The sequence below is a fragment of the Streptomyces sp. NRRL S-1813 genome (assembly GCF_000719605.1).
GTDB lineage: Bacteria > Actinomycetota > Actinomycetes > Streptomycetales > Streptomycetaceae > Streptomyces > Streptomyces decoyicus.
Genome location: NZ_JOHB01000009.1, coordinates 252301 through 273509 on the forward strand (window position 1 = coordinate 252301; position 21209 = coordinate 273509).

Consider the following 21209-nt stretch of genomic DNA (forward strand, 5'->3'; position numbering starts at 1 on the left):
CCCGGGGCTAGCCTCTTTCTGACGGGTCATCAGAAAACGGGGCGAGGGGACAACGATGGGGAACCCGATGGAGCTGCCGCGCATCGTCAGCGTCGACGACCATGTGATCGAGCCCGCGCACCTCTTCGAGACCTGGCTGCCGAGGAAATACCAGGACCGGGGGCCCAAACCGCTGACCACGGGCATCGGCGAGCTGGCGTACATCGGGGGCAAGTACCGGATCACCATGGACCCGGACGGGCCGCCGGCCGACTGGTGGATCTACGAGGACCTGAAGTTCCCGTACAAGCGCAATATCGCCGCCGTCGGGTTCGACCGCGACGACATGACGCTGGAGGGCATCACCCGCGAGGAGATGCGGCCGGGCTGCTGGGACCCGGCCGAGCGGCTCAAGGACATGGACCTCAACCATGTCGAGGCCTCCCTGTGCTTCCCCACCTTCCCGCGCTTCTGCGGCCAGACCTTCGCCGAGGCGCAGGACAAGGACGTGGCGCTGGCCTGCGTCCGCGCCTACAACGACTGGATGGTGGAGGAGTGGTGCGGCGGCAGCGGCGGCCGGCTGATCCCGCTGTGCATCATCCCGCTGTGGGACATCGGCCTCGCGGTCGCCGAGATCCGGCGCAACGCGGCCCGCGGGGTGCGGGCCGTGACCTTCTCCGAGATTCCCACGTATCTCGGCCTGCCGTCGATCCACTCCGGCTACTGGGACCCGTTCTTCGCGGTCTGCCAGGAGACCGGCACGGTCGTCAACATGCACATCGGCTCGTCCTCGCAGATGCCCGCCGCCTCGCCCGACGCCCCGCCCGCCGTCCAGGCCGCGCTCTCCTTCAACAATGCGATGGCCTCGATGATGGACTTCCTCTTCTCCGGGGTCCTGGTGAAGTTCCCACGCCTCAAACTCGCCTACAGCGAGGGCCAGATGGGCTGGATCCCGTACGCCCTGGAGCGCGCCGACGACGTCTGGGAGGAGCACCGTGCCTGGGGCGGGGTGCGCGATCTGATCCCCGAACCGCCCTCCACCTACTACTACCGGCAGATCTTCTGCTGCTTCTTCCGCGACAAGCACGGGGTGGCGTCCCTGGACAAGGTCGGCCGCGACAACGCCACCTTCGAGACCGACTACCCGCACGTCGACTCGACCTTCCCGCACACCAAGGAGGTCGCCCTCGACCATGTGCAGGGCCTGGACGACGAGACGGTCCACAAGCTGATGCGCGGCAACGCGATCCGCATGCTCGGCCTGGACCTCGACAAGTAGCCGCCATGGACCTCACGTACACACAGGAAGAGGAAGACTTCCGGGCGCGGCTGCGCGGCTGGCTCGGCACGGTGCTGCCGGGCCTCCCCGCGAAGCCCGCCGCGACCGACTGGCCGGGCCGGCGGGCGTACGACACGGCCTGGCAGCGGATGCTGTACGACGCCGGATACGCGGGCCTGCACTGGCCGCGGGACGCCGGCGGGCAGGGCGCCACCCCCACCCAGCACCTGATCTTCCTGGAGGAGACCGAGCGCGCCGGGGCGCCCTACGTCGGCGCGAACTTCGTCGGGCTGCTGCACGCGGGGCCGACCCTCGCCGCCGAGGGCACCGCCGGACAGCGCGCCCGCTGGCTGCCGCCGATCCTGCGCGGCGACGAGATCTGGTGCCAGGGTTTCAGCGAACCGGACGCCGGCTCCGACCTCGCCGCGCTGCGCACCCGGGCCGTGCGCGACGGGGACACCTACGTCGTCAGCGGCGCCAAGATCTGGACCTCGCACGCCGAGGTCGCGGACTGGTGCGAACTCCTCGTCCGTACCGACCCGGCCGCGCCCAAGCACCGCGGCATCAGCTGGCTGGCGATGCCCATGGACGCCCCGGGGGTCACGGTCCGGCCGCTGCGCACCCTCGCCGGTTCGGCGGAGTTCGCCGAGGTGTTCCTCGACGAGGTGCGGATACCGGTCGCCCACCGCGTCGGCGCGGAGAACGACGGGTGGCGGGTGACGATGGTGACGCTGTCCTTCGAGCGCGGCACCGCCTTCGTCGGCGAGGTGGTGGCCTGCCGCCGGGTGCTCGGCGCGCTGGCCCGGGCGGCGCGCGCCAACGGCCGCTGGGACGATGCCGTGCTGCGCCGCAGACTGGGCCGGCTGAACGCACAGTTCGCGGCGCTGTGGCGGCTGACCCAGTGGAACGTGAGCGAGGCACAACAAGGCGGCGGTGTGCCGGGGATCGGCGGCTCGGTCTTCAAGCTGCGCTATTCGCACGCTCGCCAGGAGCTGTACGACACGGCGGCCGAGGTGCTCGGCGCCGGGGCGCTGGACGCGGACCACGAGTGGGTCGCGGACCGGCTGTCGTCGCTCTCGTACACCATCGCGGCCGGCACCTCGCAGATCCAGCAGAACATCGTGGCCGAGCGGATTCTCGGCCTGCCGAAGGGACGGTGACCGGGCCGTGCACTTCCAACTCACCCAGGACCAGCGGGCGTTGCGGGACGGTACCCGTGAGCTGCTGGCCGGGCGGTTCGGCCGGGACCGGCTGCGGGCCGCGGTCGGTGACCCGGCGCTGGACCGTGCGCTGTGGCGGGAGCTGGGCGCGGCCGGGTTCTTCGCGCTGCGGCTGCCGGAGGAGGCCGGCGGGGTGGGGCTCGGGCTGCCCGAAGCGGTACTGGTCCTCGAGGAGGCCGGGCGGGCGCTGCTGCCGGGGCCGCTGGTGGCGTGCCAGCTGCTGGCCGGGGCGGTGGACGGTGTCGCGTCCGGCGAGAAGATCGTCGGGCTGTGCGAGGGGCAGCGGGAGCCGGTGCTGTGGGAACACCCGGCCGACTGCGATGAGTTGATCCTGGTGGAGGGTGGTGCGGGCCGGCCCGCTCACGGGGCCGGGGTCGAGACCGGGGGCGCACAGGGGCGCACAGGCAGCGCCTACCGGAGTGCGCCGGACCGGGTGGCCTGCGCCCCGTTCGCCTCCGTCGATCCCCTCACCCCGCTCGCCCGCCTCACGGACCTGCCGCGTACCACGCCCCTGGCCCTGGAGGTCCCCCGGCTCCGGCGCGAGGCCACGCTGCTCACCGCGGCGCAGCAGCTGGGCAGTGCGGCCCGTACGGTCGAGATGGCCGTGCGCCACGCCCGCGAACGCGAGCAGTTCGGTGCCCCCGTCGGCTCGTTCCAGGCGGTCAAGCATCTGTGTGCGCAGATGCTTGTACGGGCGGAAATGGCCCGAAGTGCGGTGTATGCGGCGGCGATCACGGAGAGTGCTCCGGATGTCACTGCCGCGAAGCTGCTCGCCGACGAGGCCGCGGTGGACAACGCGCGGGATTGTTTGCAGGTCCACGGCGGAATGGGCTTCACCTGGGAGGCCGATGTCCATCTGCATCTCAAGCGGGCCTGGTTGCGGGCCGCGCGCTGGGAAGTGGCGCGCGAGGCGGAGGAACTGCTGGCGGCGGGCTTGATCGCCTGACGGCGGCGGCGCGGAGGCCGGCACGGCGGCGCCCGGCGCCCGGCGATGTCAGACTCTGGCAGCCCGTATGCGAAATGTCGGACTCCGCACACAGAAGTGGTCACGGAGTGTCGATATCGGGTTGTGTCCTGGGCGTGACTCGTCACAGGGGGGAGTCGGCGTTCCGCTCGGGTACGCTCCGTTGGGTGCGAGTGGTTCTGTGGCGCAACGAACCCGGTGTCGTCGGAAAGACGGCTCCGGGGTACGGACTGCGCGCCGCTCGCCCTTGGGCAGGGCGTGGTCGCCCCCCTTGTTCGACTCCCCGCAAAGTGCGTCGCACAGTATGCAGGACGCATACTCCCTTGCGCTGGAATATGCCTGAAGCGCTTGTTGGGGTGACTCAACGTCAACCATGCTGTGCATCGCCGGGGTCACGCACCGTGACTCCGTGGAGGCGCGAGGCGATGTTTCCGCCGGTTCGGATGGTGTGAGCGGTGCAGGTGCTTCAGGTGCAGTTGGACGTACGGCCCGACCCCGCGGAGGTGGGGCGGGCCCGGCGGTGGGCCCGGTCGCGGCTCGTGGGTTCCGGTATAGGGGTCGACGAGCCGCTTGCGGAGACGCTGATCCTGTTGATCTCCGAGCTCGTCACCAACGCCGTGGTGCACACCGGCGCGGCGGCGGAGCTGCGGATGTGCTTCTCCGGATCGGGAGCCGTGGTGGGCACGGTCCGGGTCGAAGTGGTGGACGCCAGTGGCCGCCCGCCACGCCAGCGGCACGCGGAAGGCGACGACACCAACGGCCGCGGCCTGGAGCTGATCGACGGTCTGGCCGACCGCTGGGGATGGCAGCAGGAGGGCGGCGGCAAGCGGATCTGGTGCGAGGTGGACCGCTGTCAGCCGCTGCTGCTGGCGGCAGGGTCCGACCTGGGCGCCTATGAGTCCCATCGCGCAACGCCGCATGCCGTGACGCACCGGGCGTGATCCACGCCGTTCGGTACGGAGCCGGTGCGGGCCGTCGGGTGCGGCGCATCGGGTGTATCGAATTTAGTCCAGACCAGGTGTTGACGTACCGTGTTCAGTTGATCACTCTTGGGTGGAGCGATTCGCCGTGAGGGGACGCCGAGGTCGTGGGGGAGCCGGGATTCCGGTCCGGCCTCGACGAGTGCGGATCGCGGCCTGGTCGGGCCCCGGCGGAAGCCGGGGACGGGTGGCGGTCCGCAGTGCCGTGCTCGGGGCGCGCATGAGCGCACCGCCACCTGGCCGTCCGGGCGCCGTCGTGCCGCCGGCCGTGGGGGCCGGCGGCACGACGCGGCCCGGTCAGAGGATCGCCACGGGCGCGACCGGTGTGCCGGATCCGCCGACGAACGGTTCGGCCATCGCGGACAGCAGGAACGCCCAGCGGGCCGCCTCCGCGCAGGCCGTCGACAGCTCCTCCAGATTCCAGTTCTGGCCCTGGAGCATGCCCATCTCGACGAGATCGAGCGCATGCACCGGCATCCACAGGTTCTCGATCTCCGGCGGGAAGATCTCGAAGGTCAGGGTGTCGTTGGCGACCGCCGCGACATCGCGTGCGTGGAACCACTCCGGGGTGCGCAGCGACAGACCGGGTGACGGGAACGCGTAGGCCTGCCGGTCGCCGGCGAGGTAGTGCCGCAGCTGCCCGGTCCGTACGAGGACGATGTCACCGGCCCGTACCTTCGTCCCGGCCAGCTCCTCGGCGGCGTCCAGGTCTGCCGGGGTGACGGCGTGCCCGCCGGGCAGCCGGTCGGTGCCGTGCGCACGGGCCACGTCCAGCAGGACCCCGCGGGAGACGATCGGGGTGGCCTTTTCGATGCCGAGGACGGTGGCGCCGTGGTGCGCGGTGACCGAGTCGGCAGGGCGGTTGTTGTAGAGCCGCCCGGAGTGCGAGACATGGGTGAGGCCGTCCCAGTGGGTGGCGGCCTGGAGGCCCATCGTGACCGCGTCGTCCGAGGTCGCGACCGTGCCGGGGCCGAAGATCTCCTGGTTGATGGCGGTCATGGTGTGCAGCGGGTTCACCCGGCCGGGGATCATGCCGGTCTGTACGCCGTCCTGCCGGAGCGGGAGCGCGAGCGGGATGCGGCGGCCGCTGCGGATGCAGCCGGCGGCCTCCCGTACGACCTGATCGGTGATCAGGTTGAGGGTCCCGATCTCGTCGTCCGCCCCCCAGCGTCCCCAGTTGTTCACGCGTTTGGCGATGTCGTGGAACTCCTGCGGCAGGGGCATGGGCACTCCTCGGGATGGCTGGGTTCGGTTCGGCCCCGGGTCTTGTGTTCGTCCCGTGTCTGCTCAAAAATCTAACGGTCCGTCAGAAACTGCGGGAAGGGTCACGGCATGGGGAACTTCTTGGCCGGCAAAGTGATCGCCGTAACGGGGGCGGGCCGCGGTATCGGCCGGGCGGTGGCTCTCGCCTGCGCGGACCAGGGCGCCAAGGTGGTCGTCAACGACTACGGGGTCTCCATCGAGGGCGGCGCACCCAGCAGCGAGGTCGCCGAATCCGTGGTGAAGGAGATCGAGGCGGCCGGGGGCGTGGCGGCCGCGGTGGCCGACGACGTGTCCACCATGGCCGGCGGGCAGCGGATCGTGGACACCGCGCTCGCGCAGTTCGGGCGGATCGACGGCGTGGTGTGCGTGGCCGGGATTCTGCGGGAGCGGATGCTCTTCAACATGTCCGAGGAGGAGTGGGACCCGGTGGTCGCCACTCATCTGAAGGGGACGTTCACGGTCTTCCGGGCCGCGTCGGCCGTTATGCGCCGGCAGGGGTCGGGGACCCTGGTGGGCTTCACCAGCGGGAACCACCAGGGGTCGGTGTCCCAGGCCAACTACGCGTCCGCGAAGGGCGGGATCATCTCGCTGGTGCGGAGCGCCGCGCTGGGGCTGCACAAGTACGGGGTGACGGCCAATGCGGTGGCGCCCGTCGCGCGGACCCGGATGTCGGCGAACGTGCCGATGGAGCTGACGGAGATCGGCGAGCCGGAGGACGTGGCGGCGCTGGTCGTCTATCTGCTCAGTGAGCAGGCCCGGGAGATCACCGGGCAGGTGTACACGGTGGCCGGGCCGAAGATCGCCGTATGGGCCCAGCCGAGGGAGCTTCGCTCCGTGTATGCCGACGGGGGCGGCTGGACGCCGGAGCGGGTGGCGGAGGTGCTGCCGGGGTCGGTGGGGACCGATCCGATGCCGATGCTGGCGCAGGTGGCGGCGATGGCCGCTGCCGCGGCGGGTGGGGCGCGGCCCAACCAGTAGGCGGCTTGCGGGCGTTGCCGGTGCGGCTTCTTGGTCTGCCCCGCGGTGTCGGCTTTCCCGCCGTGGCGGATTGTCGCCGGTGCGCCTGCGGCGGGCGGGTGATTGTCGGGTGCGGTGCCGCTCCTCCGGACTTCGTCCTGCGGCGCGGCCCCTCCCGTGGGTGGGTGGGGAAAGGCTTCGTGGGGGCGGGCGTGGGAGGTCTTCGTGGACTTTGGGTTCGGGAGTGGGGATGAGGGGTTCCGGGCGGAGGCTCGTGACTGGCTTTCGGGGCATCTCGTAGGCGCCTATGCCGAGTTGGCGGGGCGCGGCGGGCCGGGGAGCGAGCATGAGGGGGCGGGGGCGCGGCGGGCGTGGGAGCGGGAGCTCGGGGCCGGTGGGTGGATCGGGCTCGGGTGGGAGTGTGCGGAAGGGGCGTACGGGAACCGTTCGGCGGGTCTGACCCGGCAGGTCGTGTGGGCCGAGGAGTATGCGCGGGCCAGAGCGCCGGGGCGGGTGGGGCACATCGGGGAGAACCTGCTGGCGCCGACGCTGATCGCGTACGGGGACGAGGCACAGCGGCGGCGGTTTCTGCCGGCCATCGCCCGGGGCGAGGAGCTGTGGTGCCAGGGTTACAGCGAGCCGGATGCGGGGTCGGATCTGGCGGGGCTGCGGACGGTGGCGGTCCGGGACGGCGCCGGCTATCGCGTCAGCGGGCAGAAGGTCTGGACGTCGCTGGCCGGGGAGGCCGACTGGTGCTTTGTGCTGGCGCGGACGGATCCGGCCGGGCGGCGGCACCGGGGGCTCTCGTTCCTGCTGGTGCCGATGGATCAGCCGGGGCGCATCGAGGTGCGGCCGATCCGGCAGATGTCGGGGACGGCGGAGTTCAACGAGGTGTTCTTCGACGGTGCGGTGGCCGGGCATGCGGTGGGCGGGGAGGGTGCGGGCTGGCGGGTGGCCATGGGGCTGCTCGCGCGGGAGCGCGGGGTGTCCACACTCGTCCAGCAGATCGGGTTCGCGGCGGAGCTGGACGAGGTGGTCGGTGCGGCGGCGCGCTGCGGTGCGCTGCGGGATCCGGTGCTGCGTGAGCAACTTGTAGGCCAATGGGCGGAGTTGAGGGTCATGCGGTGGAATGCGCTGCGGACCTTGGGTGCGGCCGGGGATGCCGGCGCACCGAGTGTGGCAAAGCTGCTGTGGGGCGGCTGGCATCAGCGGCTCGGGGAGCTGGCGATGCGGGTGCGGGGGGCCGCCGCGGCGCTGGGGCCCGCCGACTGGACCGCGCAGGCGCCGTACGAACTGGACGCGCTGCAACGGCTGTTCCTGTTCACCCGGGCCGACACCCTCTACGGCGGCTCGGACGAGATCCAGCGCAACATCATCGCCGAGCGGGTGCTCGGCCTGCCCAGAGTGGAGCGGACATGAGGGGCGTCATATTCGACGGCGAGCAGCCCCGGGTCGTGGACGATCTGGAGGTGCGGGATCCGGGACCGGGCGAGGTGCTGGTCGGCATCCGGGCCGCCGGGTTGTGCCACAGCGATCTGTCGGTGGTCGACGGGACCATTCCGTTTCCGGTCCCGGTGGTGCTGGGGCATGAGGGGGCGGGGGTGGTCGAGGCCGTGGGCGCGGGCGTCGGGCATGTGGCGCCCGGCGATCATGTCGCGCTGTCGACGCTGGCCAACTGCGGGGCGTGCGCGGAATGCGACCGGGGGCGGCCGACGATGTGCCGGAAGGCGATCGGGATGCCGCAGAAGCCGTTCCGGCGGGGCGATGCCGAGCTGTTCAGCTTCGCCTCGAACTCGGCGTTCGCGGAGCGCACGGTCGTCAAGGCGGTGCAGGCGGTGAAGATCGCCGACGATATTCCGCTGACCTCGGCCGCGCTGATCGGGTGCGGGGTGCTGACCGGGGTCGGGGCGGTGCTCAACCGGGCGCGGGTGGACCGTGGGGACTCGGTCGTGGTGATCGGGGCCGGCGGTATCGGCCTCAACGTGCTCCAGGGGGCGCGGATCGCCGGGGCGTCGGTGATCGTGGCGGTGGACGCCAACCCCGCGAAGGAGGCGGCGGCGCGGCAGTTCGGGGCGACACACTTCATCGACGCGTCGGCGGTCACGGACGGCGTCAAGGCGGTGAAGGAGATCCTGCCGACCGGCGCCGACCATGCCTTCGAGTGCGTGGGCAGCACCCGGCTGATCCGGCAGGCCATCGATCTGCTGGACCGGCACGGCCAGGCGGTGCTGCTCGGTGTGCCGCCGGCCACCGCGGAGGCGTCGTTCCGGGTGTCGTCGATGTATCTCGACAAGTCGATTCTGGGCTGCCGCTACGGCTCGTCCCGTCCGCAGCGGGACATCGCGCTCTACGCCCGCCTGTATCGCGAAGGGCGGCTGCTGCTCGACGAGTTGGTGACGAAGACGTATCCGGTGCAGGACTTCGCGAAGGCGGCGGACGATGCGCATCATGGGCGGGTGGCGCGGGCGGTGCTGACGTTCGGGTAGGGCGTGTGTGTGGATCGGCCAGGCCCGGGGTGACCCCGAAGGCACGACCCAGGGGCCATGGCCCGATCCTGTGGAAGCCTGGCCTTCCGGCCACTCGTTCCGTCCGGGGGTGCCGGACGAAGCTGCTGCGGTGACCCAGACACCCGAACTGCCCCTGCGTACGGCGGACGCCGCCGCTGCCCCCGTACCCCGTCGGCGGCGCCCGCACCGGGCCTGGTCCGTCGCCGCCGTCACCTTCCTCACGATCATCGGCGCGGCGGGCTTCGCCTCCCTTCCCGGCCTGCTCGTCGACCCGCTGCACAGCGAGTTCCACTGGTCGCGCGGCACCATCGGCTTCGCGGTATCGGTGAACCTCGCGCTCTACGGGCTGACGGCGCCGTTCGCCGCCGCGCTGATGGACCGGTTCGGCATCCGGCGGGTGGTCGCCACGGCCCTGACGGTGATCGCGGCAGGTGCCGGGCTGACCGTCTTCATGACCACCGCCTGGCAACTCGTCCTGTACTGGGGCGTCCTGGTCGGTCTGGGCAGCGGATCGATGGCGCTCGCCTTTGCGGCGACGGTCACCGGCCGCTGGTTCACCGCGCGGCGCGGTCTGGTCACCGGCATCCTCACCGCGGCCGGCGCCTCCGGGCAGCTGGTCTTCCTTCCGGTGCTCTCCTGGATCGTCGACCGGCACGACTGGCGGCCGGCCGCGGTGACCGTCGCGCTGGCCGCGCTCGCCGTCGTCCCCCTGGTGTGGCTGCTGCTGCGCGACCACCCGGCGGATGTGGGCCTCGCGCCGTACGGGGCGCAGGAGTTCGTCGCCAAGCCGCCGCCGCAGCGGGGCGCGGCCCGGCGCGCGGTGCGGGCGCTCGTCTCGGCGGCCCGCACGGGTCCCTTCTGGCTGCTGGCGGGTACCTTCGCGATCTGCGGTGCCACGACGAACGGCCTGGTCAAGACGCACTTCGTACCCGCGGCGCACGACCATGGCATGCCGATGACGGCGGCCGCCTCGCTGCTCGCGGTGATCGGCATCTTCGATATCGCCGGAACCATCGCCTCCGGCTGGTTCACCGACCGCTTCGACACCCGCCGGCTGCTCGCCGTCTACTACGGCCTGCGCGGACTGTCGCTGATGTTCCTGCCGCTGCTGCTGTCCGACACCGTCCACCCGCCGATGGTCTTCTTCATCGTCTTCTACGGCCTCGACTGGGTGGCGACCGTCCCGCCGACCATCGCCCTGTGCCGCGAGCACTACGGCGACGACAGTGCGATCGTCTTCGGCTGGGTGCTGGCCGCACACCAGGTGGGCGCCGCCCTGATCGCCTTCCTGGGCGGCCTGGCGCGCGACACCTTCGGCACCTACAACCCGGTCTGGTACGCCTCGGGCGCGCTGTGCGCCGTCGCGGCGCTGATGGCCCTGGTCATCCGGCAGCGGCGCGCGGGCACGGCGACGGCACGGCCGGCCACCGCATAGGCCGCCGGCGGCGCCTTGGGCACGTCACCGCGCGAGGGCACTGTCCGTACTCACGCACTGAAGTGCCCGAAGGCGCCCCGGTGGAAGAGGAGCGGGCCGCTTCCGGCGGCGGCCGGGTCCGTGCCGAGGGCGTCGACCCGGCCGACCACGATGAGATGGTCGCCGCCGGTGTGCACGGCGTGGACCGTGCAGTCGATCCAGGCGGGGACGTCCGCCAGCCGCGGCGAACCGGTAGCGGGCGCGGCTTCGTGGCGGACACCGGCGAACTTGTCGCCGCCGCTGACCGCGAAGGCGCGGCAGAGTGCGCCCTGTCCGGCGCCGAGGATGTTGACGCAGAACACCCCGGCACGGGCGATCCGGGGCCAGGTGGTCGACGTACGCGCCACCATGAACGTCACCAGCGGCGGGTCGAGGGAGAGTGAGGCGAAGGACTGGCAGGCGAACCCGGCCGGTCCGCGCTCCCCGGGGGACGTGATCACCGTGACGCCGCTGGCGAAGTGCCCCAGGACGGAGCGGAATTCGGCCGGGTCCAACGGGGCGCGCTCGTCGTCGCGCACCGCCCGCAGTGTGGGCCGCACACGTGGCCCGGCGGGCGCGGTGGCCGGTGCGGCGGCCGTGGTGGGCGCGCCGACGGAGCGCAGATACCGCACGGCCGTGGCCGCCATTCCCGCATGTCCCATCATGCCTTTATTGAATCTGATGAGGCGTCAGATGTGAAGGGCGGGGAGTGCCGGCCACCCACACGTGTGGTTTGCCGGGCGATCGGGGCTGATCTCGGTGGATTCGCGGGAGATTGGTGAGTGGATTCCTGATTGCGTGTCGTCCGCACGGGTAGCGTCCACCGCGGCCGCGTCCGTAGCCGAGCACGGGGGAGAGTTCCGGTTCATGGCCGATGCGACATCGTCGTCAGCTTCGTCTGCCGCGTCACCCACCTTCGACGAGGTCTTCTGCGGGCTGTTGCCCCGGCTCTACCGGAGGGCGGTGATGCTGGCCGGATCCAGACAGTCCGCGGAGGACGTGGTGCATGAGGCGTATCTCAGACTCGCGGCCCGTCCGCAGCGCTTCCTCGCCCATCCGGAGCCGTACGCCTACGCCTTCACCGCCGTGCTCAACGTCGCCCGCGACGCCTACCGCAAGGACCGCCGTCAGGTGCTGGTCGACGGTATGGACGGTGTCGAGGACGCCGGGGCGGGCGGCGGCGCGGGGCCCGGTGTGGCGGGTGGTGGCTGGGACGGCGGGGTGGAGCGGCGGCAGGCCGAGATCGAAGCGGTGCGCCTGCTGGGGAAGTTGTCGCACCGGCAGGCCGGCATCGTCATCCTCGTCGACCTCGACGGATACACCATCGACCAGGCCGCAAAGATCATGAAAGTGCATCGTGGCACCGCCGCCCGCCATCGCGCCCGTGCGTTGGACAGGCTGCGCGCCTACCTCGTTGAATCGGAGCACGGGCAGGCCGGGAGGTGAGCGGCACGGTGGGTGTGGGGCCACGGTACGACGGCGGTGCGGGCGGAACGGGCGGCGACGGCCGGGACTTCGGCGGTGGCCGCGGCGACGGCGCCGGGGACGATGCCGAGGCGCTGCTGCGCGCACGGCTGCGCCTCGCGGACGAACAGATCGAGACACCGCCCGGCCTGTGGGACCGCATCAGGGAGTCCGGCCCCGCACCGGCGCCCTCCGTGGTCGCACTGCCCCGGAGACGGCCGTACACGGTCGCGCTCGTGGTGGCGGCGGCGGTGGCCGCGGTGGCGCTGGGGGTGTGGTGGCTGGTGCGCCCCGGGCCCGTCTCCGTACAGCCGGCCGGCCCGCACCGCACGGTGAAGATCACGGTCTACAACAGCGAACAGGCCTGCCGCACCGGCCGCTCCCTGGAGTGCGCCCTGCGGCTGGCCAAGGACCCGCGCGCCCAGTACGCCGCGCGCGGCAACGCCGCCGGCCGGGTCTGGCACGGCGATGGCCTGGCCGCGCGCTGTGTGGTGACCGACGGCCGGATGGTCCGCGACGAAGCGGGCATCACCTCCACCCGCTGGTATCTGGTCACCAGCGGGCTGGGGGTGCAGGGGTGGCTGCCGGGGGTGCGGACGCGGAACACCCGGGAGGTGCCGGAGTGTGCTGAGGGGTGATGCCGGGGGTGGGACGGGCGGGGCCCGGTGTGCCCAGCTCGCGGTCGTCGTCCCCGGTGTGCCCAGCTCGTGGTCGTCGTCCCCGGTGCGTCCGGCTCGGGTCATCGTCCCCGGTACGTCGGGGTTCGGCGTTCCACGAAGGAGGAGACCCCCTCCTGCGCGTCCGCCGTCGTCATATTGATCTCCTGGGCGGTGGCCTCGGCGGTGAAGGCCGTGCCGCGGTCGGTGTCGAGCGAGGCGTTGACCAGCTGTTTGGTCAGGGCCAGTGCGCGGGTCGGGCCGGCCGCCAGCCGCTCCGCCCACTCCCGGGCCGTCTTCACCAGCTCGCCGTCCGGGACGACCCGGTTGACCAGACCCAGCCGCGCCGCCTCGGTGGCCGGTACCGCGTCGCCGAAGAACATCAGTTCCTTGGCGCGCTGCGGGCCGATCAGCCGCGGCAGGAGGTAGGCACCGCCGCCGTCCGGGACCAGCCCGCGGCGTACGAACACCTCCAGGAAACGGGCCGATTCGGCTGCCAGCACCAGGTCGCAGGCCAGCGCGAGATGGGCGCCGAGGCCGGCCGCGGTGCCGTTGACGGCGGCGATGACCGGCTTCTCGCAGTCCAGCACCGCCGTGATCAGCCGCTGGGCGCCGCCTCGGATCATCCGGGCGACATCACCGGCGACCCGTTCCCCCGCAGACGGCGATCCGCGCAGATCGGCGCCCGCACAGAAGCCCCTGCCGGTCGCGGTGATGACGACAGCCCGCACGTCCGGGCCGGCCGAGGCGTCGGCGAGCAGGCCGATGAGGCGCTCGCGCTGCTCCCAGGTGACGGCGTTCATCGCCTCCGGCCGGTTGAGGGTGATCCACGAGACGCCGTTGTCAGTGGCGTGCAGTACCAATGAAGGGTCGGAGTCCGCGGGGTCGGGGGAATCGGGACGCGGACGCGCGGTGCCGTCGACGGGCTTGTCGGCCTTGCCGGGCCTGCCGGGCTTGCTGAGCTCGCCGGGGCGGGCGGGCGTGCCAGGCCCGACGGGGGTCGCAGGGCTGTCCGGTCCGGCGGGCGGGGGATCGGAACGGGGGGACGGTGAGGGTGACATGGGGGTGCGGCTCCCAAGGGTCTCAAGGGCAGATGGCGAGCGCGTCGAGGGCCACGGCGCCCTCCCCGCGGGGAAGAACCACCAGCGGATTGATGTCCAACTCGGCCAGTTCGCCGTCGAGTTCGAGCGCCATCCGCTGCACCCTGAGCACGACCTCGACCAGCGCATCCACATCCGCGGGCGGTGCGCCGCGTACGCCGTCCAGCAGGGCGCGGCCGCGGAGCTCGTCGAGCATCGCGCGGGCCCGGTCCTCGCCGAAGGGCGGGATGCCCACCGCGACGTCCTGGAGGACCTCCACGAGCACCCCGCCGAGGCCGACGGTCACGGTCGGGCCGAAGAGGCTGTCGTGGGTGATGCCGACGACCATTTCGACACCCCGCTCGATCATCTGGCAGACCAGTACGCCGTCCAGCGGGACGTCCTCGTAACGGGCGATGTCGGTGAGTTCCCGGTAGGCGTCCCTGACCTGGCTGGCCGAGGTGAGCTGGACCTTGACCAGGCCGAGTTCGGTCTTGTGTGCCAGCTGGGGGCCCGAGGCCTTCATGACCACGGGGTAGCCGACCAGGCTCGCCGCCCGTACGGCCGCCGCCGCGCTGGTCACCAGCTGTTCGCGCGGGACCCGGATGCCGTAGGCGCGCAGCAGCTGCTTGGCCGCGTGTTCGCTGAGCGGCTGGCCCGGACGCATCAGGGCCTTGGCCTTGCGCGCGGACGGGGACGGTATGCGGGGAGCGTCCTCGAAGGGCGAGCGGTAGCCGGCGGCGAAGCGGTGGTGGTCGAGATAGGCGCGTACGGCCGTGATGCAGTTGGCGAAGGTGCGGAAGGTCGCCACCCGAGAAGAGCCGAGGAGGGTGCCGCGATAGGCGTCCTCCGTACCGACCGGCGAGCCCCACACCACACACACCGGCTTGTCCGTCTGCTCCGCCGCGTCCACCAGGTCCTGGGCGAGTTTGTCGCTCATCGGCGGGAAGGGCCCGGTGATCGGGCAGATCAGTACGCCGATGGACGGGTCGGCCAGGATCGCGTCGATGATCTTGCGGCCGCGCCAGTCACCGACCGGGTGCCCGCCGTTGTCGATCGGATTGGCGACGTCGAGGTAGTCCGGTATCCACTCGTGCAGTTCGGCCTGCTTGGCGGCGCCGAGGGTGGGCAGCCGCAGGCCCGCCGCGGTCGCCAGGTCGGAGAAGTGGGCGCCGGTGCCACCGGAGATCGAATAGACGGCGATGCCCTCGGCGGTGGGCTCCTTGGCGCGGGCCAGCAGTGCCGCGGTGTCCTGGAGCTCGTCGAGCCCGTCCACCCGGATCACGCCGAACTGCCGCATCGCCGCGTCCACGACGCCGTCCGCGCCGGTGAGCTTGCCGGTGTGCGAGGCGGCCGTCCGGGCGCCGGTCTCGGTGCGGCCGACCTTGACGGCGACGACGGGCACCTTGTTGCGGGCGGCCCGGTCGGCGGCGAGCAGAAAACTGCGGCCGTCCTTGAGGCCTTCCACATACGCGGCGATGGCGCCGACCTCGGGACGGGTGGCGAAGTAGGAGAGAAAGTCAGCGGTCTCCAGATCGGCTTCGTTGCCGGTGGGGGCCCAGTGCGAGAGGCGGACGCCCAGTTCCTGAAGGCTGAAGACGGGGCGGCCCTGGTGGCCCGACTGGGTGATCAGGGCGATGGCCGGGCCTTCCAGGTCCTCGCGGAACTTCTCGAAGGCGTTGAGGTTGGTGTTCGGGCCGAGCAGCCGCAGCCCGGAGCGTTCGACGGCCTCGGCCAGCCGGGCCTGGGCGGCCGCGCCGCGCTCGCCGGTCTCGGCGAAACCGGAGGCGAAGGCCACGGCGAACTTCACCTTGGCCTCGGCGAGTTGCTCGATGACCGGCAGCGGATCGCCGACGAGCAGGACGGCGAGATCCACGGTCTCCGGCAGATCGGCGACGGTGGCATGGCAGGGCCGCCCGAAGACCTCGGTGCGCCCCGGGTTGACGGGGTGGAGCCGGGCGCCGACGCGCTCCGCCCAGGCGATCAGCTGGCGGGTGATCCCGGTGTTGGGCCGGCCCTCGCTGTCCGAGGCGCCGATCACGGCCACGGACCCGGGCCGGAAGAACCGGTCCAGGTCGGGCACCGGAGCGTGCAGTGGGCGCCCGCTGACATCGCGGTCGACCGCGCCGGCGCCCTGTCCGCCGTCGCCGGAGTGCGGTTCACTCATGCCGTGGACGGTGTGTGGTGGTTGCTCCCCACAGGCCACGACGCGGGCCGGCCGGGAGTGAGTGGTGAGGGTGCCGTGAGTCGATCCAAGCATCGCAGACGCCCGCTCCTGTGTGAGGCCTCTCATTCTCAGTACCTGACGCATAGTCAGATTACTGAACTGACGGCATGTCAGGAATGGGCGTGCACGGTAAAGCTTGCGGGGGTCGGCGCTTGCAGGGTCCCGGATTTCCGCCTGAGACGCAGGGTCGGCGCGCAACTCGGCCCCCGGGCTGCGCGGCCCTGGCCGGCCCGAGTGGTGCGACATGAGGCCGGGTCGCAGGTCACGGCGTCGTCTCGCTGTTCGACTCCAGGGGGTCCTCGGCGAGGCGGGCCGGGTCTGCGAGTGCGGCCTCGTAGGCGGCGCGGTCGAAGGTGTACGGACCCATGGGGAGCTCGCCCCATTCCTTGCGGAAGGGCTGTCGGAAGGAGGACCAGGTGACGGTGTCCGGGGTCGTGGTGATGATCGTCAGCAGGGGCCAGCAGCCCCAGATGCCGCAGGAGCAGCCCAGGACCGGGGTGGTGCCGGTGGAGGGGTCGGCGAACTCCGGTGCGGGGTCGCCGAGGAAGTGGCGTACGGGCTCGCCGGCCTCCCGGAGCGAGAGGCCGCCGTGCTGGTGGAGCAGGAAGAGTTCATTCTCGGCCGGGCTCTCCTCCTCGTGCTCCTGTCGCCAGAGGTCACGGGTGGCGTCGGCGGTGTACGTGCGCAGATCTGTGCCGTCGATGCGAATGCCCCACAGGAGGCCCGGCAGTTGGCCGCTCGCGGGGTAGGTCAGGAACTCGATGCGCTGCATGGTCATCATTCTGAGGAGCAGCCCCCTGCCCACGCGACCGCAATTGGCCGCCACTGACTGGCGGATGCACTGTGGCGGGGCGACGGGGCGACGGGGCGACGGGGCGACGGGGCGGGGGTGGGGTGTTGGGGCGGGGCGTGGGTGGATCGTGCAGGGCCCCTTGCGCGTAGGTTCTGCTTCGGCTGAACTGACGTACCGTCAGAATCGGTGGGAAGGTGTGTGCCGGTGGGCACGGTGTGCGCGGTGGGACGCGCCGATGCCGGGCACCCGGTGCGGCAGCGAGAGGGTGTGCGGGATGCAGACGATCTGGCTCGGTGGGGCAGAGTGGCTGGCCGTGCTCCGCATCGGCCTCGGCCTGTGGTGGCTGGAGAGCTGGCGGCACAAGGACAAAAAGGGCTGGTTCGAGCGCGGTACGGGCATCGCGTGGGCCGGGGACGTGGCCGGCAAACACCGCTGGCGCGTGGTGCGCAGCGGCTTCGATGCGGTCGTCCGGCCCCGGCCCAAGGTGATGGCGTACCTCGTGGTCTACGCCGAGCTGGCCCTCGGGCTCGGCCTCGTCCTCGGGTTCCTCACCCCGGTCGCGCTGGTTGCCGGCCTGGTGCTCAACCTTCTCTATCTGGTGCTGATGATCCACGACTGGGCGGAGCAGGGGCAGAACGCCATGATGGCGCTGATCTCCCTGGTCGCCCTGTTCGCGATGAGCTGGCAGACGTGGTCGCTCGATGCCGTGGTGGGGGTGTTCTCGTGAGGGCCGGGAGGGTGGGGGCAGCAGGGACAGCGGGGGCGCAGGAGGCTGGGCCGCGTGCGGCGCAGGGTGCTGTGCCGGCTGCGGCGCGGGGTGCGTCACGGAGTGCGCCGCGAAGTGGGGCCCGGAGCGCGGCGCGTGTTGATCTGCCCGAGGTGGACGCCTTCACCAGGCCGTACTGGGACGCGGCGGCCGAGGGGCGGCTGCTGCTCCGTCGCTGCCGGGGCGAGGGGTGCGGTGCGGCCCATCACTACCCGCGTGAGTTCTGCCCGTACTGCTGGAGCGAGGACGTCGTCTGGGAGCCGGCCACCGGCCGCGCCACCCTCTACACCTGGTCCGTCGTGCACCGTAACGATCTCCCGCCCTTCGGTGAGCGGGTCCCGTACGTCGCGGCCGTGGCCGATCTCGTCGAAGGCCCCCGGATGATGACCGAGATCACCGACTGCCCGGAGCCGGAACTGCGGATCGGGATGCCGCTCGCGGTGCACTTCCGTCGTGAGGGTGACGACGACGGCGAAGGTGAGGGCGCGGGCGGGAGGGTTGCCATCCCTGTCTTCCGGCCCGCGTGACGCCGGCGCGTCCGTGAGTTCCCGCTCCTGAGCCCCCGTCCCTGAGTTCGCCGCCCCTGGGCTCTCGCGTCGCCGTCTCTCCCCCCGGCATCGTTCCTGGGCTCACGCCTCCCCGCGTTGCCGTGCAGGGCCGCGGCGAATTCCGGTGGCGGCCCCGGCGGGTCCGCGGGATGCTGTGGCCGTGCTGATTCGTGAGGCGACCGCGGGCGACTGGCCCGCCATCTGGCCCTTCCTCCGCGCCATCGTGGTGGCCGGGGAGACCTACACCTATCCGCGGGACATCGACGAGGCGACGGCCCGCGAGATGTGGATGCTGACGGCGCCCGGCCGTACGGTCGTCGCCGTCGACGACTCCGGCACGGTGCTCGGTACGGCCAAGATGAACCCCAACCACATGGGCGGCGCCGCGCATATCGCCAGCGCCAGCTTCATGGTCGACCCGCAGTACGGCGGGCGCGGCGTCGGGCGGGCGCTGGGCGAACACGTACTGGCGTGGGCCCGCGCGGAGGGCTATCGCGCGATGCAGTTCAACGCCGTCGTGGAGACCAACACCGGCGCTGTCGCCCTCTGGGAGTCCTTGGGCTTCCAGATCATGACGACACTGCCCGAGGGCTTCCGGCACCCCACCAAGGGTTATGTGGGGCTGCACATCATGTATCAGCAGCTGTGAGGGCGAGCGGAGCGGTTCCCGCGCCGGACGTCCCTCACGGCCAGAGCAGTTCCTGGACCCAACGACCGCCCTCGTAACGGTAGTTGAGGCGGATATGGCGGCGCCGCGCATCGCCCTGGAAGAACTCGACCTCCTCGGCGCACAGCACGTACAGCGTCCAGCTCGGCACCGGCGCCTCCGGCTCGCGCCGGGCGCGCTCCCATGCGGCGTCCGAGGCGCGTGCCAGCTCCTTGGCAGAGCCGAGCACCTCGCTCTGCCGGCCGACCAGCCCAGCGGCCAGCGCACCCGTGGAGCGGCGGTGCAGATCTGCCGCACTCTCCTCGGGCCCTGCCGCGGTCACCGACCCCCGGACCCGCACTTGGCGGCCGACCCCCGCCCAGTAGAAGCCGAGCGCCGCCCGCGGCCGCACGGCCAGCTCGCGGCCCTTACGGCTGCCGCGGTGCGAGGCGAAGTGCCAGCCCTGCTCGTCGGCGTCGTGCAGCATCAGGGTCCGTACGGAGGGGTCGCCGGACGCGTCCGCCGTGGCCAGCGTCATGGTGTGCGGCTCGGGGACACCTGCCTCGGCGGCCTCCCGCAGCCACTGCCGGAACAGTGGCAGCGGCTCGTCCGGGGCCGTTGCCGGGTCGAACGACGGCAGCTCGACGTCCCATACGCGCAGCCCGCGCAGCAGCTCGCGGAACGCGCGGGCGTCCGCGGCGTCGGCGTCATGCGCGGCGAAATCGTGCGCGGTGGCACCTGCGGCACCTGCGGCACCGGTGGAAGCGGTGGAAGCGGCGTCCGGCGGGTCCTGGTGCCCGGGATGATCAGTCATGTCAGGCAGCGTACGTGGGGCGTGCGGCGGCCGGCGCGGGGCCGGCGGCGCGGTTCGGCACCTCTGGCGCCTCCGGCACCGGATAGTCCTTGAGTGTGATCGCTCGGGCACCTCGCTGGACGTCCTCCGCGATCTTCTTCGCAATCAGGTTCTTCCACGGCATGCAGGGCAGGATCCGCATCATCAGATGCCGGAACCGGATCTGTCGCCAGGTGTCCGCCGTCATCTCCCGGGCGAACTTCCTCGCCAGCGCGTGATTGACCGCGACGTAGCCGCGCATCTCCGTCTCGTAGCGCCCAAAGGCCTCCTCCGGGGCGCGGCCGGCCGCCGCCAGCTCACCGGCCAGGACGTACGCGCCGACCAGAGCCATCCCCGTGCCCTGCCCCGACGCAGGTGAGGGGCAGTACGCGGCATCGCCGAGCAGTACCACCCGGCCGTGCGACCAGCGGTCCATCTCGATCAGCTGCATCCCGTCGAAGTAGAAGTCGCCCGCCGCACGGGCCGCTTCGAGCATCCGCGGGACCTGACCCCAGCCTCGGGCCGGTGAGGCCTCCACCCCCACGCCCTCGAACGCCGCGTCCAACAGGGCCAGTTGCTGCTGCGGATCCCGGTGGTCGTAGCTCAGCCGTGGCGATCGGAAGACGAGCAGGCCCTTTGCGGCCGGGTCCCCTGCCGAGCTGTAGGCGCAGCTCAGCCTGCCGGGCAGGGCGTGGTACAACTCCTCGCGGTCCAGGCCCAGTTCATTGGGCATGGAGAAGGCGCTGATATACGCCCCGAGGTGCCGTACGAATTGCTCTTCCGGGCCGAAGGCCAGCCGTCGGACGGTGGAGTGCAGACCGTCCGCGCCGACGACGAGGTCGAAGCGGCGGGGAGCGGCATGCCCGAAGGTGACGTCGACGCCGTCGACGCCGTCGAGGCCTGTGAGGCCGTCGGCCTCGTGGCGGCCGTCCGCTCGCTCGCCGGTCGATGTGACCGACGTGATCGAGTCGCCGAAGAGGTATTCGACGTCCGCCCGGGTGCGCTCGTAGAGGATGCGCGCCAGATCGCCCCGCATGATCTCGTCGTCACGGCCGACCCGGGCGCCGAAGACATCGGCGGGCAGGGTGGCGATCCGCTTGCCGTCGTCGTTCACATACGCGCCGGTCCGCATGTCCGTACTGGCGCGCTGGATGTCCTCCAGGATGCCCATCCGTTCGGCGACCTCGATCGCGGCACCCCGGATGTCGACCTTGTAGCCGCCGGTCCGCAGCGCGGGGGCGCGCTCGACGACGGTCACCGCGAAGCCGTAGCGGTGCAGCCAGTAGGCGAGCGCCGGACCGGCGATGCTCGCGCCGGAGATCAGTACGGTCCGGGGCGTCGTGCTGCGGGGGGAGGGGCCGGTGTCGGACATGGCGGGGTTCCCTTCGGGGCCGTGGTGCTCCTGAACGGACTGCGCCGGGTGATCGCGGCGCTCGGTCGTGGTGCACGCGCTGACCGGTGATGCTGACTATACGAGCGTCTTAAACGCTTGTCTATGACGCTTGTTTAAGATGGCGGCCGGTGACGCTTGTCCACGACGCTTGTCCACGGTGTTCGGCCATGGTGCTTGTGGGTGAGGTCGCGCCGAGGCGTCCC

At 71.8% G+C, this 21209-nt stretch carries 20 protein-coding genes; 13 read left to right on the plus strand and 7 right to left on the minus strand.

Features of this window, described 5'->3' with window-relative positions; all coding sequences use genetic code 11:
• Positions 1-55: 55 nt before the first annotated feature.
• The 4 genes from IF67_RS0116240 (at position 56) to IF67_RS0116255 (ending at position 4383) form a co-directional block, all read left to right on the plus strand.
• The gene (locus IF67_RS0116240; RefSeq protein WP_030986240.1) at positions 56-1258 is read left to right on the plus strand and encodes an amidohydrolase family protein; all 1203 of its coding nucleotides are present in this window, start codon (positions 56-58) and stop codon (positions 1256-1258) included.
• Positions 1259-1263: 5 nt separating this feature from the next.
• Entirely contained in the window at positions 1264-2418 is a 1155-nt protein-coding gene (locus IF67_RS0116245; RefSeq protein WP_030986241.1) for an acyl-CoA dehydrogenase family protein, read from the plus strand.
• A 7-nt stretch (positions 2419-2425) separates the two neighbouring features.
• Complete coding sequence (locus IF67_RS0116250; RefSeq protein WP_030986242.1) at positions 2426-3424, plus strand: acyl-CoA dehydrogenase family protein; 999 nt, start codon at positions 2426-2428, stop codon at positions 3422-3424.
• A gap of 473 nt (positions 3425-3897) precedes the next feature.
• Positions 3898-4383 carry an ATP-binding protein gene (locus tag IF67_RS0116255; protein WP_030986243.1) on the plus strand — a complete coding sequence of 162 codons (486 nt, stop codon included), beginning with the start codon at positions 3898-3900 and terminating at the stop codon, positions 4381-4383.
• 336 nt (positions 4384-4719) lie between these two features.
• Here the strand turns inward: IF67_RS0116255 and IF67_RS0116260 are convergent, their stop codons facing one another.
• A complete protein-coding gene (locus tag IF67_RS0116260; protein ID WP_030986244.1) occupies positions 4720-5646 on the minus strand; it encodes a cyclase family protein in 927 nt (308 codons plus the stop codon).
• Between the two features lie 108 nt (positions 5647-5754).
• Here IF67_RS0116260 and IF67_RS0116265 point away from each other — a divergent pair, with 108 nt between their 5' ends.
• The 4 genes from IF67_RS0116265 (at position 5755) to IF67_RS0116285 (ending at position 10584) form a co-directional block, all read left to right on the plus strand.
• Positions 5755-6663, plus strand: a complete 909-nt coding sequence (locus IF67_RS0116265; protein WP_030986246.1) for an SDR family oxidoreductase — start codon at positions 5755-5757, stop codon at positions 6661-6663.
• A 204-nt stretch (positions 6664-6867) separates the two neighbouring features.
• Positions 6868-8061 (plus strand): acyl-CoA dehydrogenase family protein, encoded by a 1194-nt coding sequence (locus tag IF67_RS0116275; RefSeq protein ID WP_030986247.1) that lies wholly within the window; start codon positions 6868-6870, stop codon positions 8059-8061.
• Positions 8058-9128 (plus strand): Zn-dependent alcohol dehydrogenase, encoded by a 1071-nt coding sequence (locus tag IF67_RS0116280; RefSeq protein ID WP_030986248.1) that lies wholly within the window; start codon positions 8058-8060, stop codon positions 9126-9128. Before IF67_RS0116275 ends, IF67_RS0116280 begins: the two co-directional genes overlap by 4 nt.
• A gap of 130 nt (positions 9129-9258) precedes the next feature.
• Positions 9259-10584: an MFS transporter gene (locus IF67_RS0116285; protein WP_030986250.1), complete on the plus strand. Its 1326-nt coding sequence runs from the start codon at positions 9259-9261 to the stop codon at positions 10582-10584.
• Between the two features lie 50 nt (positions 10585-10634).
• On the opposite strand, the gene IF67_RS0116290 is transcribed toward IF67_RS0116285, so the two are convergent.
• Positions 10635-11249: a flavin reductase family protein gene (locus IF67_RS0116290; protein WP_037839433.1), complete on the minus strand. Its 615-nt coding sequence runs from the start codon at positions 11247-11249 to the stop codon at positions 10635-10637.
• A 220-nt stretch (positions 11250-11469) separates the two neighbouring features.
• On the opposite strand from IF67_RS0116290, the gene IF67_RS0116295 reads away from it, so the two are divergent.
• Both IF67_RS0116295 and IF67_RS0116300 read left to right on the plus strand, forming a co-directional pair.
• The gene (locus IF67_RS0116295) at positions 11470-12048 is read left to right on the plus strand and encodes an RNA polymerase sigma factor (RefSeq protein ID WP_078889463.1); all 579 of its coding nucleotides are present in this window, start codon (positions 11470-11472) and stop codon (positions 12046-12048) included.
• Between the two features lie 8 nt (positions 12049-12056).
• Positions 12057-12704 (plus strand): hypothetical protein, encoded by a 648-nt coding sequence (locus IF67_RS0116300; RefSeq protein ID WP_234341116.1) that lies wholly within the window; start codon positions 12057-12059, stop codon positions 12702-12704.
• 101 nt (positions 12705-12805) lie between these two features.
• On the opposite strand, the gene IF67_RS0116305 is transcribed toward IF67_RS0116300, so the two are convergent.
• From IF67_RS0116305 to IF67_RS39220, 3 genes are all read right to left on the minus strand, one after another.
• Positions 12806-13783, minus strand: a complete 978-nt coding sequence (locus tag IF67_RS0116305; protein ID WP_030986255.1) for an enoyl-CoA hydratase/isomerase family protein — start codon at positions 13781-13783, stop codon at positions 12806-12808.
• A gap of 22 nt (positions 13784-13805) precedes the next feature.
• A complete protein-coding gene (locus IF67_RS0116310) occupies positions 13806-16061 on the minus strand; it encodes an acetate--CoA ligase family protein (RefSeq protein ID WP_030986256.1) in 2256 nt (751 codons plus the stop codon).
• Between the two features lie 229 nt (positions 16062-16290).
• Positions 16291-16800, minus strand: coding sequence for a hypothetical protein (locus IF67_RS39220; protein ID WP_234341117.1), 510 nt, complete (start codon positions 16798-16800; stop codon positions 16291-16293).
• A 295-nt stretch (positions 16801-17095) separates the two neighbouring features.
• Between IF67_RS39220 and IF67_RS0116320 the strand changes: the two genes are divergently transcribed.
• The 3 genes from IF67_RS0116320 (at position 17096) to IF67_RS0116330 (ending at position 18784) form a co-directional block, all read left to right on the plus strand.
• Positions 17096-17548: a DoxX family membrane protein gene (locus IF67_RS0116320; RefSeq protein ID WP_030986258.1), complete on the plus strand. Its 453-nt coding sequence runs from the start codon at positions 17096-17098 to the stop codon at positions 17546-17548.
• A 152-nt stretch (positions 17549-17700) separates the two neighbouring features.
• Positions 17701-18114, plus strand: a complete 414-nt coding sequence (locus tag IF67_RS0116325) for an OB-fold domain-containing protein (RefSeq protein WP_234341119.1) — start codon at positions 17701-17703, stop codon at positions 18112-18114.
• Between the two features lie 181 nt (positions 18115-18295).
• Complete coding sequence (locus IF67_RS0116330) at positions 18296-18784, plus strand: GNAT family N-acetyltransferase (RefSeq protein WP_030986260.1); 489 nt, start codon at positions 18296-18298, stop codon at positions 18782-18784.
• Positions 18785-18818: 34 nt separating this feature from the next.
• Here the strand turns inward: IF67_RS0116330 and IF67_RS0116335 are convergent, their stop codons facing one another.
• Together IF67_RS0116335 and IF67_RS0116340 are read right to left on the minus strand one after the other, a co-directional pair.
• Complete coding sequence (locus tag IF67_RS0116335; RefSeq protein WP_030986261.1) at positions 18819-19595, minus strand: pyridoxine/pyridoxamine 5'-phosphate oxidase; 777 nt, start codon at positions 19593-19595, stop codon at positions 18819-18821.
• Position 19596: 1 nt separating this feature from the next.
• On the minus strand, positions 19597-20985 hold the full coding sequence (locus tag IF67_RS0116340) for an FAD-dependent monooxygenase (RefSeq protein ID WP_030986263.1): 1389 nt from the start codon (positions 20983-20985) through the stop codon (positions 19597-19599).
• Positions 20986-21209 lie beyond the last annotated feature (224 nt).

Coding starts and splice junctions, on each gene's coding strand:
- IF67_RS0116240 (WP_030986240.1), top strand. CDS start 56: ATGGGGAACCCGATGGAGCTGCCGCGCATCGTCAGCGTCGACGACCAT.
- IF67_RS0116245 (WP_030986241.1), top strand. CDS start 1,264: ATGGACCTCACGTACACACAGGAAGAGGAAGACTTCCGGGCGCGGCTG.
- IF67_RS0116260 (WP_030986244.1), bottom strand. CDS start 5,646: ATGCCCCTGCCGCAGGAGTTCCACGACATCGCCAAACGCGTGAACAAC.
- IF67_RS0116265 (WP_030986246.1), top strand. CDS start 5,755: ATGGGGAACTTCTTGGCCGGCAAAGTGATCGCCGTAACGGGGGCGGGC.
- IF67_RS0116280 (WP_030986248.1), top strand. CDS start 8,058: ATGAGGGGCGTCATATTCGACGGCGAGCAGCCCCGGGTCGTGGACGAT.
- IF67_RS0116290 (WP_037839433.1), bottom strand. CDS start 11,249: ATGGCGGCCACGGCCGTGCGGTATCTGCGCTCCGTCGGCGCGCCCACC.
- IF67_RS0116295 (WP_078889463.1), top strand. CDS start 11,470: ATGGCCGATGCGACATCGTCGTCAGCTTCGTCTGCCGCGTCACCCACC.
- IF67_RS0116305 (WP_030986255.1), bottom strand. CDS start 13,783: ATGTCACCCTCACCGTCCCCCCGTTCCGATCCCCCGCCCGCCGGACCG.
- IF67_RS0116310 (WP_030986256.1), bottom strand. CDS start 16,061: ATGCTTGGATCGACTCACGGCACCCTCACCACTCACTCCCGGCCGGCC.
- IF67_RS39220 (WP_234341117.1), bottom strand. CDS start 16,800: ATGCAGCGCATCGAGTTCCTGACCTACCCCGCGAGCGGCCAACTGCCG.
- IF67_RS0116320 (WP_030986258.1), top strand. CDS start 17,096: ATGCAGACGATCTGGCTCGGTGGGGCAGAGTGGCTGGCCGTGCTCCGC.
- IF67_RS0116335 (WP_030986261.1), bottom strand. CDS start 19,595: ATGACTGATCATCCCGGGCACCAGGACCCGCCGGACGCCGCTTCCACC.
- IF67_RS0116340 (WP_030986263.1), bottom strand. CDS start 20,985: ATGTCCGACACCGGCCCCTCCCCCCGCAGCACGACGCCCCGGACCGTA.